Genomic DNA, 12819 nt, shown 5'->3' with positions numbered 1-12819 from the left:
GCTCGCCTCATCGTGCGCCCGCGCGTGGCCGCGGCGGAAGACCGGGACGAATCGGACATCGCCAGGTCACCCGATCGGCCCAGCGGCGCCCGATCGTCAGCCGCGGACGTCGTGGAGGTGGTGGACGACGTCGTGCAGGAAGTACTGACCCAGCGTGAGGACCGTGAAGCGTGAGCCGTTGCTGCGCAGCCCGGGGCGGTCCCACGCGTCGTCGTGCACGGCGTGGAAGCGGGCCGTGATCGCGTCCGCGGCCGAGCGCACCTCGCGCGCGACGACCGCCGGGTCCTGCTCGGCGTAGCGCTCGGTCTCGGCGGTCGCGTCCTGGTCCCAGTTCTCGAAGGTCGGCGAGTCCTCGCTGAGCATGAGCCGCACGCGTCGGTCCATGACGCGGCACACGTCGCGCACGTGCGCGCCGTACTCGAGCGGTGACCAGACGGTCGGCTCGGGGCGCTCGCGGACCTCGGGGCGCGCGAGGACGACCTCCCACGCCTGGGCGCACTCCTGCGTCAGCCGGGGGATCTCGGGTCCGGTCACCGAGCCCGCGACGAACGCGCACTCGGGGCAGGGGCGCTCGAGCACCCAGGTCCAGTCCTTGGTGTCGGGCTCGATGCTCATGGGCCGACCCTAGGGCCGCACAGGCCGCCGCGGCCCGGCCTGGCCGCGCGTGCCCGGGTCAGTCGTCGACGGACTGCAGCGCAGCCGCGAGCTCCTGCACGTAGAGGTCCATCCGCACGATGTCGTCGGGGTCCCACAGGGCGGGCCCCTCGCCGTAGGCGTTGAGCGCCACGGTCGTCGCCTCGTCGACGTAGCCGGGCAGCGCGACGAAGGTCCGGAAGCCGAACGACCGCGCGGTCCGGTTCCACGCCGGCCAGCGCTCGTCGGTGTCCAGGTCCTCGACGACCACCGAGGACAGCTCCTCGATCGCGGTGATGCACGGCCCCGAGCCGTCACGCTCCTCGACGCGGTCGCACGCAGCGGCCCGGTCGTCGTTGCTGGCCACCTGACGGACCACGCCGTCCCTGCGGACCATGAGGCTGCACGGGACGTCCGCGCCCAGCCGGGCGCCGGCCCCCGCCGCGTACTGGTCGAGCGTCGTCTGCACGTCGCCACCGAGGTCCTTCCGGCGCCGCACGCGCCAGGGTCGGTGACGGGCACCCTCGTGGGTGGTGGTCGACCATCGACCCGTCCAGTCTCACACGCGCAGCCCGGGCGGGACCGGCTGGACGGCGTGGAGTGTGTGATCCTGGGAGGACGCCGTCGCCAGCCTCTCTCGACTCCCGGCGGTCGCACCCTGGGCGCTGGTCGGCGCGCCCGGCGAACCGGGACCCGAGGAGAGACCCATGGGTATCGATGCTCCCGAGGTCCACGTGCTCCTCCAGGACCTCGACGGCGGCGGCGCACGGTGGTGGCTCGAACGCAGCGGCCCCGAGCCGTCGCGCACCGTCATGACGCTCCGGACGCCGCCGCGGCGCGGTGCCGTGTGGGTCGCGCGGCACTGGACCACCGACCGCGCGGGCGAGTCCGGGGTCGCACCCCTGCTCCTGCCCGACATCGCCCTGCTGACCAGCGAGCTCGTGGGCAACGCCGTCGTGCACGGCTCGGGTGGCGAGGTCGAGGTCCGGTTCAGCGTCGACGCCGAGCACGCCACGGTCGAGGTGTCGGACGCCAACCTCGACCCGCCCGAGGTGCGCCGCACCGGCCCCGCGACGCCCGGGGGGCAGGGGATGCGCCTGGTCGAGCTGCTCGCCACGAGCTGGGGTCATCACCGGCTCCCGCAGGGGCGCGGCAAGACCGTGTGGTTCGCCATCGCGCTGTAGCGCCCGCGCCGCGTCGCGCACCTACGCTCCCACCATGAGGCGCAGGAGCGACGCCGAGATGGTCGTCGTGGAGCTGACGGACGCCGACGACGTGCCCACGTCGCCGTCCGCCCCGTCGGCGGCGGACGCGTCCGGGCCCGGGGGCGGCACGCCGTCGGCGGTGCCTGGCACGTCGGACCGCGCGCGACGCCGGGGGCGGCACGGGGGGCGGCGCACCGGGGTGCTCGCGCTCGCGGCCGCGCTCGCCGTCGGCGCGGTCGTGGGGGCCAACGTCGTCGAGCAGCGTGCGGAGGCGGCACGGCGCGCGGCGCTGGTCGACCTCCCGGGCGTCGTCGCGCCGCTGCCGTCGGCCCCGGTGGAGCTGTGGCGCGCGACGGGGTGGTCGGAGGCCGACGTGGTCGGGGACGCGCTGCTCGTCCAGGGCGACGACGGCGGCGCCGAGCTGCGGGACGTCGGCACCGGGGCGGTCCGGGCCGCCGTGGGCGGGGACGGTCGCACGTGCACCGTCGTCGCGGCGTCCGCGATCCCGAGCGTCGAGCCGTCGAGCCTCGTCTCGTGCCGCACGCAGCAGCCCGACGCGTCCGGTGGGTACGCGGTCAACCTCGTCGACGCCGACGGCGCGGCGCTCGCGAGCGTCGTGCTCCCCGGCGAGGTCCTCCTCGAGCAGCAGGTCGACGACGACGTCGTGCACGTCGTGCGGACCGCGGACGGCTCGGTGCAGGTCCGGCGGACCGACCCGGTGACGGGGGACGAGCGCTGGGTGCACCGCTCGTCGATGCGCGCCGGCGACGACGCCTGGGCAGTCGTCGCGGTCGATCGCGTGCTCGTGATGGGTGCCGACAGCGCGCGGTCGGCGGTCGCGCTCGACGACGGTGCCGAGGTTGCGCGCACCGACGGCGACGGCGTCGTCGTGCTCGACGTCCTGCCCGACGGGCGTCGCCTCGAGGCCGTGCTCGCGCTGCGCACGCGCATGCGGGTGTCGTCGCCCGACGGCGAGGTGCTCTTCGAGGAGGAGGGTGGTCCGGCGACGTACTCCCTCGACCCTGCGGCGCGCGAGGTCGTGCTCCGCGACCTCACCGGGCCGGGCCTGCGCGTGCACGACCTGGCGTCGGGCGACGTCGTGTGGACGATCGAGGACGACGACGTCTGGCCGGTGCTGCACCTGGCCGACGCGCTCGTCGTCAGGGCCGACGACGAGCTCCAGGGCTGGGACCCGCGGACCGGTCAGCGGCTGTGGACGCGCGAGCTCCTGCCGTCGCCGTGGTCGGTCCTCGGTCCGGAGTCGGTCCTCACCGACGGCGCGCGCGTCCTGGTGCCCGAGCTCACCGTCGAGGGGGCGCGGCTCGTCGCGGTGGACCTCGCGTCGGGCGAGGACTCGTGGCGCGTCCCGCTCCCGGAGGCCGCCGACCGCGTCGTCGCTGCCCGGGGGCGCGTCCTCGTGCTGGGCGGGGGCGACGTCGTCGTCCTCGGGGCGCCCTGACCCCGCGGGGTCCACGCACGCCGTCGGGTGGGAGAATGGTCGGGTGCCGAAGATCATCGGCGGTTCTCTGAGCGAGCACCGCGAGCAGACCCGCAACAAGCTCTTCGCGGCGTTGTCGGCACTCATGGCCGAGCGCGGGTTCGACTCGATCACGCTCGCGGAGATCGCGGCGGCAGCCGGCGTCGGCCGCACGGCCGTGTACAACCACGTGCCGGACAAGGAGACGCTGCTCCTGGAGTTCATCACCCACGAGACCGACCAGTGGGTGTCCTCGCTCGAGCGCGCGCTCGACGGGCTCGACGACCCGGTGCTCCAGCTGCGCGCCTACATCCGGCAGCAGGCGCGGCTCAAGCGGGTGTTCCACCTGCCCACCGGCCCCGAGCTCCGCACGCTCCTGTCGCCCGAGATGCAGCGCCGCCTGCGCGAGCACGCCGTGCCCGTCGAGGGGATCCTGCGGCGCATCCTCACGGACGGCATGGAGTCCGGCGCGTTCGCACGTCAGCCGCTCGAGACCACCGTCCCGCTCGTGCACGCGTGCCTGTCGAGCCGCAGCCTGCCCGACGACGGCCCGGGGCGCGACGAGGCGGTCGCGGCGACCGAGGCGTTCGTGCTGCGCGCCGTCGGCGCCGCGGAGACGACCGCGGCGAGCCCCGCCCGCGCCGACGAGGTCGAGGCCGCGCTCGGGGAGTGACCCCGGGGCCGGGTGGGCTGCGACCGTCGGGACCGCCGTCGCGACACCGTCGGCGTGCCGCCGGACGCGCGCGCGGGCAGGCTTGCAGTCATGTCCGACGCGACCACCATCGACCCCGCCTCGCCGCTGGACCGTGACCTCACCGACGCGGTGGCCAGGACCGCCGACGCCGCCCAGCGCCTCGCCGACGAGCTGCCGGACCTGCTCGACGCGCGCGGCTGGACGGTCGCGACCGCGGAGTCGCTCACGGGCGGGACCATCGCGTCGGTGCTCGCCGCGGCGCCGTCCGCGCAGGAGTGGTTCCGCGGGAGCGTCGTCGCCTACACACCCGAGGTGAAGTTCGGCCTGCTCGGCGTGCCCGAGGGGCCCGTCGTCACCGAGGAGTGCGCGCGCACGATGGCGACGTCGACCGCGCGGCTGCTCGGCGCGGACCTCGTCGTCGCGGTGACGGGTGTCGGCGGACCGGAGCCCGACGAGGGCGAGCCCGCCGGGACCGTGTGGTTCGCGGTCGTCTCGCCCGACGGCGTGCACACCGAGAAGGTCGTGTTCGACGGCGACCCGGCGGAGGTCCTCACGCGGACGTCCCAGGCGGCCATCGGGCTGCTGCGGGACACTGCGCGGCGTGACTGAGCACGACGGCCCGACCACTCCCGCGCCCGCCGGCGCCCGCACCGCGGAGCTCGCGCCCGAGGAGCAGCACCTCGGCCACGGGCTGCGGGTCCGTCACCTCACGATGATGGGCCTCGGCTCGGCGATCGGTGCCGGGCTCTTCATCGGCACGGGCCAGGGGATCGCGATCGCCGGACCCGCGATCCTCGCGTCGTACGCGATCGCGGGGCTGCTCATCGTGCTGGTCATGCGCATGCTCGCCGAGCTCGCGGCGGCCCTGCCGTCGAGCGGCTCGTTCTCGACGTACGCCGAGGCCGGGATCGGGCGCTGGGCGGGGTTCACGCTGGGCTGGGTCTACTGGTTCACGCTGATCATGGTGCTGGGCGTCGAGATCACGGCGTCGTCGGCGATCATCCACAGCTGGGTCGCGCTGCCGCAGTGGCTCATCGCCGTGGTGCTCGTCGTCGGGTTCGCGGCGGTGAACCTCGCGGGCGTGCGCAGCTTCGGGGAGTTCGAGTACTGGTTCGCGGCCCTCAAGGTCGGCGTGATCGTCGTGTTCCTCGTCGTCGGCGTGCTGCTCGTGCTGGGGGTGCTGCCGGACCGCGACCCGGTCGGGCTGACCAACCTGCTCGGCCACGGCGGGTTCGCCCCGCAGGGCCTCGCGGGGATCGCGGCCGGGCTGCTCGTGGTGGTCTTCGCGTTCGGCGGCATCGAGATCATCACGATCGCCGCCGCCGAGTCCGACGACCCGCAGCGGTCCATCGCCCGCGCCGCCCGCACGATCGTGTGGCGGATCCTGCTGTTCTACGTCGGCTCGGTCGCGATCATGGTGCTGGTCCTGCCGTGGACGTCGCCCGAGCTGGTCGGCGGGCCGTTCGTCGCGGTCCTCGGTGAGGCCGGAATCCCCGGACTCGCGGCGATCATGGAGGTCGTCGTCGTGGTCGCGCTGCTCTCGGCGTTCAACGCGAACGTCTACGGGACGAGCCGGATGGCGTTCTCGCTCGCCGAGCGCGGCGACGGCCCACCCGTGCTCACCGCGGTGTCGCGGCGGGGCGTCCCGTGGGTCGCCGTCGTCGTCTCCGTGGTGTTCGCCCTCGTCAGCGTGCTGCTCAACTGGCTGCTGCCCGAGACGCTGCTCGGGATCCTGCTGAGCGCGGTCGGAGCGTCGCTCCTGGTCATCTGGATCGCGATCGCCGTGTCGCAGCTCCGGCTGCGCCCGCGCCTGGAGGCGACCGGGCGCCCGCTGACCGTGCGCATGTGGGCGTTCCCCTCCCTCACGTGGTTCACGCTCGCGCTGCTCGGCGGCATCGTGCTGCTCATGCTGACCGACGACGCCGCACGCCGGCAGGCCCTCGCGACGACCGTCCTCGTGGCCGGGGTCGCGGGCATCTACGCGGTCCGCGAGCGGCTCCGCCGGCGCCGCCCCGCCGTGGCGTGAGGCGCCCGGCTGAGGTGTAAGTCGCCCGGCCGGGGCGTCGGATGCGTGTGGGGAAGGTCGGTGCCGGATAGCGGCACGAACCTTCCCCGGTGGGCGGGGCCGCCTGGTGGCGTGAGTCGTCCGGCGCCGCCGGGCGCCCTCAGCCGTGCAGCGGGAGCGTGAGGACCTGCGGACCGCCGTCGACGACGCGGACCGGGACGCCCCAGTCCTGCTGGTTGAGGTGGCACGCGGGGAACTCGATCGACGGGTCGGCGTCGCACGACGCGGCCTGCGCCGTCACGTGGAGGACGCCCTCGGCGACGGCGGGGTTGATGCGCAGCGCGCGCTCGAGCGGCACGTCGTCGCCCGCGCCGTCGAGCAGCAGCTCGGGCGGGGTGGAGGACACCTGGAGCCGCGTCGACGGACCGAACCGGTCGTCGTACTTCTGACCCGTCGCGGGCGTGAAGACGACGTCGAGCCGGACCTCGCCCGCGCCGATCTCGCTCACGGGCCGCTGCGTACGGTGCGCGCCCGCGTCGAGGATCTCGCCGGACAGCCGCGCGGGCAGCCGCAGCCGCGTGATCCGGTGCGCCGCGGACTCGACGACGAGCAGGTCGATCGCGCCGTCGTCGTGCACGTCGACGAGCAGGCCCGACGGCTCGGCGAGGTCCCGCGCGAGCGTCGTGACCTCCCCGGACCGGCCGCCGTCGGCCGCACCCCCGCCGCCGGCCTCGCCCGCGACGGCGTCGTCGGCCGGGGCCCAGCGGCGGACCGCGCCGTTGTAGGTGTCGGCGATCGCGACCGACCCGTCTGGCAGGACGGCGACACCCAACGGGTGCTGCAGCAGCGCCTGGGCGGCGGGGCCGTCGCGGTGGCCGAAGTCGAACAGGCCCGCGCCGACGGCGGTGCGCGCGGTGACCGTCCCGCCGGCGGGCTCGAGCCAGCGCAGCGCCGAGACCTCGGAGTCGGCGAGCCAGATCCGTCCGTCGGGCCCGACGGCGAGGCCCGACGTCTGCGCGAACCACGCGTCGTCGCCGGGACCGTCGAGCAGGCCCTCGTTCATCGTCCCCGCGATGCGGCCGATCGACCCCTGCTCGGGGTCGAACGCCCAGATGGTGTGGTTGCCGGCCATCGCGACGACGAACGCGGCGAGGTCCTCGGACCAGACGATGTCCCACGGCGACGAGAGCCTGTGCCGCAGCGCGACGGGCAGGGGCGGCGTCTCGAGCGGTGCGCCGAGCGTGACCGTGAGGGCCGAGCCGAACGCCGTGCCGGCCTCGAGCGCGTGCGCGGGCCCGTCGGTGAGGAGGCCCTCGGCGGGGTCGGGCAGCACGTTGTCCGACGCGCCGACCATGTACTGCTGACCGGTGCCCGCGAGCGTCGTGACGGTGCCGTCGTCGAGGCGCACGCCGCGCAGCGCGTGGTTGACGGTGTCCGCGACGACGACGTCGTAGCCGACCCGCTCCCGCAGCTCGTCCGGGACGAGGCACAGCCCGTTGGGCTCGCTGAACCGCGCGTCGGTGGGGCCGCCGTCGACCAGGCCGCGCTCACCCGAGCCGATGCGGCGCACGAGCGTCTCGCCGTCGTCGGCGAGCTCGGCGAGGCTGTGGTGCCCCGCGTCCGCGACCAGGAGGTTGCCGTTCGGCAGGCGGATCGCCTTGGCGGGGAAGCGGAGCGTGCGCGACTCGACCGCGGGCGGCACGTACGGGCCGTCGCCGCGGTGCAGCGTGCCCTTGGCCTCGTGCTCGGCGACGAGCTCGCGGACCAGGACCTCGACGTTGTGCTTGTGCCCCTCGCCCGCCATGTGGGCGACGATGTAGCCCTCCGGGTCGACGACGACGAGCGTCGGCCACGCGCGTGCCGAGTACGCCGACCACGTCGTCAGGTCGGGGTCGTCGAGGACGGGGTGGTGCACCTCGTAGCGCTCGACCGCGGCCGCGAGCGCGACCGGGTCCGCCTCGTGCACGAACTTGGGCGAGTGCACGCCGACGACCACCAGGACGTCGCGGTACTGCTCCTCGAGCTCGCGCAGCTCGTCGAGGACGTGCAGGCAGTTGATGCAGCAGAACGTCCAGAAGTCGAGCAGGACGACCTTGCCGCGCAGGTCCGCGAGCGTCACGTCCTTGCCGCCGGTGTTGAGCCAGCCGCGGCCGACGAGCTCGGAGGCGCGGACCTTGGGGAGGCGGGAGCTGGTCACGTGGGTAGTGAACACGACCACCCCGCGCGGTATGCCGCGGCGTCCGCACGGCGGTCGGCCGCCAGACCGGCCTGCGTCCCGGGCTGGCCTCCGTTCGCACGGCGGTCGTTCGCCGGGCGCGGGACTCAGCCCTGCGCGGTGATCCGCCCCACGACCCGCACCTCGACGGGCACGCCGTCGATCGTGCGCGGGAGGTCGTCGTCGGCGGGGGAGTCGAGGTTGACGCACACCGCGTAGCCCTGGCGGAGGCGGGTCACCCCGATGCCGCGGACGCCGTGGTGGTACCTGAGGTCCGCACGGAGGCGGGACTTCACGGCACGTGCCTGCTCCAGGTCGGCCATCGCGCACCCCGTCCCGGCACCGGACGGGCCGCGGGCCTCAGCCCTCGAGCGCGGCGTCCAGCGCCTCCAGCACAGCGTCGATCGGGTTGACGTACGTCAGCCCCGCCCCATTCTCGCCGCCCGTCTCGCTCCCGGCAAAGAGGAGCCCGACGGCGGCGCACGTCTCGGGCAGGTACACGAGGGACCCGCTGTCGCCGCCGCGCGAGAACGGGCCGTCCCCGAGGCCCTCGACCTCGACCTGGCCGTCGAACGACACGTCGCCGGTCCCCGGCCCGTAGCCCACGACGACGTCGTCGAGCTCGATCGCGGTGATGCGCCCGCGTGTCGTGCCCGTGGTGCGGCCGATCTTCTCGACCGTCTCCGCGCCGAGCACCGTGCTCGTCGCCGTGACGCGACCGGCCGGGTACTCGAGCACGACGTCGTCGTCGGTCAGCAGCGCGACCGCCGCGTCGACCCGCGCGGGGGTGCCCGCGTCGAGCGGGACGAACGCCGCGAGGGTCCCGACCTGGTCCTCGGGCGCGCTGCCCCCGTCGGCGGGGCCGGGCTGGAGGACGACGTCGCCCTCGCGCGCGCCGGGGGAGCCGGCGAGCACGTGGTAGTTCGACAGCGCGTGCAGCACGCCGTCGATGCGCACGAACGCGCCGAGCGTGCCGGCGGTGACGTCCACGTGCGCGATCGACACCCCGGGCCGCAGCGGGCGCACGCGCCCCGTCTCGCCGACCGCCTGGGCCGTCACCACGGGGGGCCGTGGACGAGGCGCGTCGCCGTCCGCGCGGTGCGTGCCGTGCCCCTCGCGGGCGGGCCCGGCGTGCGGCGTCGTCGGCGGGACGGCCCTGATCCGTCCGGTGCGGCGCACGTCCACGACGTCCCCCGCGTGGGCGGCCGCGCGGCGCGCGAGCATGCGGGCGGTCGGGACGCCGAGCCGGTACCGCACCGCGACGCCGTACCCGCCGTCGGGCCGGGGTGCGAGGCCCAGCGCGAGGAGCGGACCGGCCGCGGCCGCCTGCGCCGACGGCCGTGCCGCGACGGTCTCCCGCAGGAAGCCCGCGAGCTCGGCCTTGGCGCGTCGTGCGCCGTCGATGTCCATGCCGCGGTGCGGCGCGTCGCTCGTGCCCATGCGTCCCCCTGTCGTCCGGCCGGTTCCCGGCGGTGCTGGTCCGAGTCTGCCGCGCACCCCCGACACGGGGCGCGCGGGTACGCTCGACGCCCCGGCACGCCGCCGGACGTGAGGGAGCCGCATGACGACGTCGCTGGTCACCGCGCTGCGGTCGGTCACCGGTCCGTACCGCGCCTCGAACCAGGACTCCGTGGGCTGCTCGACCGAGTACGCCTTCGTCGCGGACGGCGTCGGCGGGCACGTCGGCGGCGACGTCGCCTCGTGGACGGTCGCGCACCGCCTCATGTCCGCGCTCGCCCCGCGGGACGCCCGCCGCATGTCGCGCGACGAGCTCCGCGAGCTGCTCGCGCAGGCCAACGCCGACCTCGCGCTGCGGTCCGCGCGGGACGCCGACCTCGCGGGCATGGGCACGACGTTCACGGGCATCTTCTGCGGTGACGACGACGTGCGCGTCGTCCACATCGGGGACTCGCGCGCCTACCGCCTGCGCGACGGCCGGCTCGAGCGCGTCACGCGCGACGACTCCCTCGTGCAGCTCATGATCGAGGCGGGCCAGCTCGACGAGGCCACCGCTCAGCACCACCCGCAGCGCAACATCATCGTGCGGTCGCTCGCGGGGCGACGCCGCGACCCCGAGGACGTGACGATCCTCGACGAGCCCGCCGCCGCGGGTGACCGCTGGCTGCTCGTGAGCGACGGCGTGACGGACTACCTCACCGACGACGACGTCGCGGCCATGCTCGCGGACGCGACCGACGTCGAGGACGCCGCGGACCGCCTCGTCGCGGCGGCGGAGGCTGCGGACTCGCGCGACAACGTGTCGGTCGTCGTGTGCGACGTGGTGGCGGGCGACGTCGCGGGCGCCGACGGCGGCCGCCCGTACCGGGTCGACGGTGCCGCGGCCCGCGACGAGCTCGGGACGGTCGGCGACCTCTCGCGCTGATCCGGCCTCCCCGCCCCACGTCCCCGGCCGACGTCCCCGCCCGGCGGCGGGCCGCTCGGCGTGCGGCCCCCGTGGGCCCGACCTAGCGTCGAGAGCGGCCGGGCGCATGACCCCCCGGCAGTCTTCGCGTCGCACCGGTCCGCCGCCGGGAGCCCCACCACACCGCAGACACCCTGCCCGGGGCGTCTCCTCGTCGTGCCCGGGCGACCCGAGGGGGACCCATGTTCTTCCACCGCCAGGAGCTCCAGCACAAGGCCGTGCCCGACCAGCCCGACGCCGTCTACGCGCGCAAGCTGCAGGAGGTGCTCGGGGGTCAGTACGGCGAGATCTCCGTCGCGATGCAGTACGCGTTCCAGGGCTGGAACATGCACCTGCCCGGCAAGTACCGCGACCTCGTCTTCGGGATCGCGGCCGAGGAGTTCGGCCACGTCGAGATGCTCGCGACGATGATCGCCCAGCTGCTCGAGAAGGCGCCGCTGGGCATCACCGAGGACGCGGTGCAGTCCGACCCGACCGTCGCCGCCGTCGTCGGGGGCACCGACCTGCAGCACGCCATCGTCGCGGGGGCGGGTGCGCGCCCCGTCGACTCGATGGGCAACCCCTGGTCCGGCTCCTACATCACGGCGAGCGGGAACCTCCTCGCGGACTTCACGTCCAACGCGAACGCCGAGATGCAGGGCCGCCTCCAGGTCGCCCGGCTCTTCCACATGACCGACGACCACGGCGTCCGCGACCTGCTCAAGTTCCTCCTCGCGCGGGACACGATGCACCAGAACCAGTGGATCGCCGCCGCACGCGAGCTCCAGGAGGAGGGCATGGAGAAGCTGCCCGTGCCGAGCAGCTTCCCGCAGCGCAAGGAGCACACGGAGGTCTCGTACCAGTACATCAACTTCTCGGACGGCGACCGGGCGGGCGACGGCTCGTGGGCGAGCGGCCGCACGCCGGACGGCAACGGCGAGTTCACGTACGTCGAGGCGCCCGGCACCGCACCGACGTCGCCGATGCCGCCGCCCACGCGCCCGGACTCGCGCTTCTTCGGCACGACCGACCTGCCGAACGCGGTCGAGAAGGTCGCGGGCGAGGTGCAGGACAAGCTCCACCGCGAGTGAGCCGACGACGACGGGGCGGCGCCGGTCGGGTGCCGCCCCGTCGTCGTGCCCGCCGTCGTGGGCGCCGTGCCCGCCGTCGTGCGCGTCGTCGTCCGCGTGCTCGGCGCTTCCGGTCAGGAGGTCGCGAGCCTGCCCGGCGGAGATCCCGCGAAAGAAAGTTGAATCCGAGTGCATCCGGACGGGGCCCCGCGGCGGTAGAGGGAGTGTCAGCACGTTCCCGGACCCGCGAGGGCCACCCCCAGGAGGAACCATGCGCACTCGTCTCGCCGCCGGCGCCGCAGCCGGTCTCGCACTCGCCGTCGTGGGCGCCACGCCCGCGTTCGCCGACGGCCACACCGCGTCGCTGTCCGTGCTCCACGGCATCCCCGACACGCCCGTCGACGTCTACGTCAACGGCGAGCTCACGCTCGACGACTTCCAGCCCGGCGACCTGGCCGGCCCGCTCGACCTCGAGGCCGGCACCTACTCGGTCGCCCTCACCGCCCCCGACGCGGCCGACGCGAGCGCCCCGGTCCTCGGCCCGATCGACCTCCCCCTCGAGGCCGGCATGAGCTACACCGCGGTCGCGCACCTCGGCGCCGACGGCGCCCCCACGGCGAACCTGTTCACGAACGACACGTCGAACACCGCCGCGGGCGAGGGCCGCCTGACCGTCCGTCACGTCGCCGCGGCACCCGCCGTCGACGTCCTCGCCGGCGGCTCGCCCGTCATCTCGGGCCTCGAGAACCCCGACGAGGAGGTCCTGAACCTCCCCGCCGGCACGGTCTCCGCCGCGGTCGCGGCCGCGGGCACCACCGAGCCGGTGGTCGGCCCGGCCGACGTCCCCGTGACCGAGGGCACCAACACGATCGTCTACGCGTGGGGCAGCCTCGAGGCGGGCAACCTCGCCCTCGCGACGCAGAGCATCGAGGGTCTGCACTCGGCCCCGGCGGGTGTCCCCTCGGGTGAGCTCGGCCTCGCGGACCAGCAGCAGTCGCTCGCCCCGTGGGCGCTGACGGGTGCGCTCGTCGTCCTCGCCGCCACCGCGTTCGCCGTCCGGCGCCAGCCGGTCCGCGCGCGCGACTGAGACCCGGGGGTGCGGGGACGTCCCCCTTCCCG

13 protein-coding genes are annotated in these 12819 nt (G+C 75.1%); 8 read left to right on the top strand and 5 right to left on the bottom strand.

Features of this window, described 5'->3' with window-relative positions:
* Positions 1-96 precede the first annotated feature (96 nt).
* A complete protein-coding gene (locus IEV86_RS05605; RefSeq protein WP_043607285.1) occupies positions 97-615 on the bottom strand; it encodes a DinB family protein in 519 nt (172 codons plus the stop codon).
* Between the two features lie 58 nt (positions 616-673).
* Positions 674-1132 (bottom strand): GAF domain-containing protein, encoded by a 459-nt coding sequence (locus IEV86_RS05600; RefSeq protein WP_043607286.1) that lies wholly within the window; start codon positions 1130-1132, stop codon positions 674-676.
* Between the two features lie 208 nt (positions 1133-1340).
* Between IEV86_RS05600 and IEV86_RS05595 the strand changes: the two genes are divergently transcribed.
* The 5 genes from IEV86_RS05595 (at position 1341) to IEV86_RS05575 (ending at position 6035) form a co-directional block, all read left to right on the top strand.
* The gene (locus IEV86_RS05595) at positions 1341-1817 is read left to right on the top strand and encodes an ATP-binding protein (protein WP_052426266.1); all 477 of its coding nucleotides are present in this window, start codon (positions 1341-1343) and stop codon (positions 1815-1817) included.
* Between the two features lie 34 nt (positions 1818-1851).
* Positions 1852-3297 (top strand): outer membrane protein assembly factor BamB family protein, encoded by a 1446-nt coding sequence (locus IEV86_RS05590; protein WP_152605673.1) that lies wholly within the window; start codon positions 1852-1854, stop codon positions 3295-3297.
* A gap of 43 nt (positions 3298-3340) precedes the next feature.
* Positions 3341-3988, top strand: coding sequence for a TetR/AcrR family transcriptional regulator (locus IEV86_RS05585; protein ID WP_052426267.1), 648 nt, complete (start codon positions 3341-3343; stop codon positions 3986-3988).
* Positions 3989-4078: 90 nt separating this feature from the next.
* Positions 4079-4618, top strand: coding sequence for a CinA family protein (locus tag IEV86_RS05580; RefSeq protein WP_081978772.1), 540 nt, complete (start codon positions 4079-4081; stop codon positions 4616-4618).
* Positions 4611-6035 (top strand): amino acid permease, encoded by a 1425-nt coding sequence (locus tag IEV86_RS05575; protein ID WP_229734511.1) that lies wholly within the window; start codon positions 4611-4613, stop codon positions 6033-6035. Before IEV86_RS05580 ends, IEV86_RS05575 begins: the two co-directional genes overlap by 8 nt.
* 139 nt (positions 6036-6174) lie before the next feature.
* Here the strand turns inward: IEV86_RS05575 and IEV86_RS05570 are convergent, their stop codons facing one another.
* The 3 genes from IEV86_RS05570 to IEV86_RS05560 form a co-directional block, all read right to left on the bottom strand.
* Positions 6175-8211 (bottom strand): NHL domain-containing thioredoxin family protein, encoded by a 2037-nt coding sequence (locus IEV86_RS05570; RefSeq protein WP_043607322.1) that lies wholly within the window; start codon positions 8209-8211, stop codon positions 6175-6177.
* Between the two features lie 125 nt (positions 8212-8336).
* A complete protein-coding gene (locus IEV86_RS05565; protein ID WP_043607290.1) occupies positions 8337-8552 on the bottom strand; it encodes a hypothetical protein in 216 nt (71 codons plus the stop codon).
* A 37-nt stretch (positions 8553-8589) separates the two neighbouring features.
* Positions 8590-9669: a hypothetical protein gene (locus tag IEV86_RS05560; RefSeq protein WP_229734510.1), complete on the bottom strand. Its 1080-nt coding sequence runs from the start codon at positions 9667-9669 to the stop codon at positions 8590-8592.
* Positions 9670-9790: 121 nt separating this feature from the next.
* Between IEV86_RS05560 and IEV86_RS05555 the strand changes: the two genes are divergently transcribed.
* From IEV86_RS05555 to IEV86_RS05545, 3 genes are all read left to right on the top strand, one after another.
* The gene (locus tag IEV86_RS05555) at positions 9791-10612 is read left to right on the top strand and encodes a PP2C family protein-serine/threonine phosphatase (protein ID WP_043607292.1); all 822 of its coding nucleotides are present in this window, start codon (positions 9791-9793) and stop codon (positions 10610-10612) included.
* A 221-nt stretch (positions 10613-10833) separates the two neighbouring features.
* The gene (locus IEV86_RS05550) at positions 10834-11721 is read left to right on the top strand and encodes a manganese catalase (protein ID WP_043607294.1); all 888 of its coding nucleotides are present in this window, start codon (positions 10834-10836) and stop codon (positions 11719-11721) included.
* A gap of 250 nt (positions 11722-11971) precedes the next feature.
* Positions 11972-12787 (top strand): DUF4397 domain-containing protein, encoded by an 816-nt coding sequence (locus tag IEV86_RS05545; RefSeq protein WP_043607296.1) that lies wholly within the window; start codon positions 11972-11974, stop codon positions 12785-12787.
* The last annotated feature ends 32 nt before the right edge of the window (positions 12788-12819 follow it).

Origin of the sequence: Cellulomonas carbonis (assembly GCF_014636275.1) — a bacterium.
In the GTDB taxonomy this organism is placed as follows: Bacteria; Actinomycetota; Actinomycetes; order Actinomycetales; family Cellulomonadaceae; genus Actinotalea; species Actinotalea carbonis.
This window is presented reverse-complemented; position numbering and strand designations above follow the sequence as displayed.

What these genes read in the sequence shown, in the direction of transcription:
- IEV86_RS05605 (WP_043607285.1), bottom strand. Translation starts at nt 615, where the DNA reads ATGAGCATCGAGCCCGACACCAAGGACTGGACCTGGGTGCTCGAGCGC.
- IEV86_RS05595 (WP_052426266.1), top strand. Translation starts at nt 1,341, where the DNA reads ATGGGTATCGATGCTCCCGAGGTCCACGTGCTCCTCCAGGACCTCGAC.
- IEV86_RS05590 (WP_152605673.1), top strand. Translation starts at nt 1,852, where the DNA reads ATGAGGCGCAGGAGCGACGCCGAGATGGTCGTCGTGGAGCTGACGGAC.
- IEV86_RS05580 (WP_081978772.1), top strand. Translation starts at nt 4,079, where the DNA reads ATGTCCGACGCGACCACCATCGACCCCGCCTCGCCGCTGGACCGTGAC.
- IEV86_RS05565 (WP_043607290.1), bottom strand. Translation starts at nt 8,552, where the DNA reads ATGGCCGACCTGGAGCAGGCACGTGCCGTGAAGTCCCGCCTCCGTGCG.
- IEV86_RS05560 (WP_229734510.1), bottom strand. Translation starts at nt 9,669, where the DNA reads ATGGGCACGAGCGACGCGCCGCACCGCGGCATGGACATCGACGGCGCA.
- IEV86_RS05555 (WP_043607292.1), top strand. Translation starts at nt 9,791, where the DNA reads ATGACGACGTCGCTGGTCACCGCGCTGCGGTCGGTCACCGGTCCGTAC.
- IEV86_RS05550 (WP_043607294.1), top strand. Translation starts at nt 10,834, where the DNA reads ATGTTCTTCCACCGCCAGGAGCTCCAGCACAAGGCCGTGCCCGACCAG.
- IEV86_RS05545 (WP_043607296.1), top strand. Translation starts at nt 11,972, where the DNA reads ATGCGCACTCGTCTCGCCGCCGGCGCCGCAGCCGGTCTCGCACTCGCC.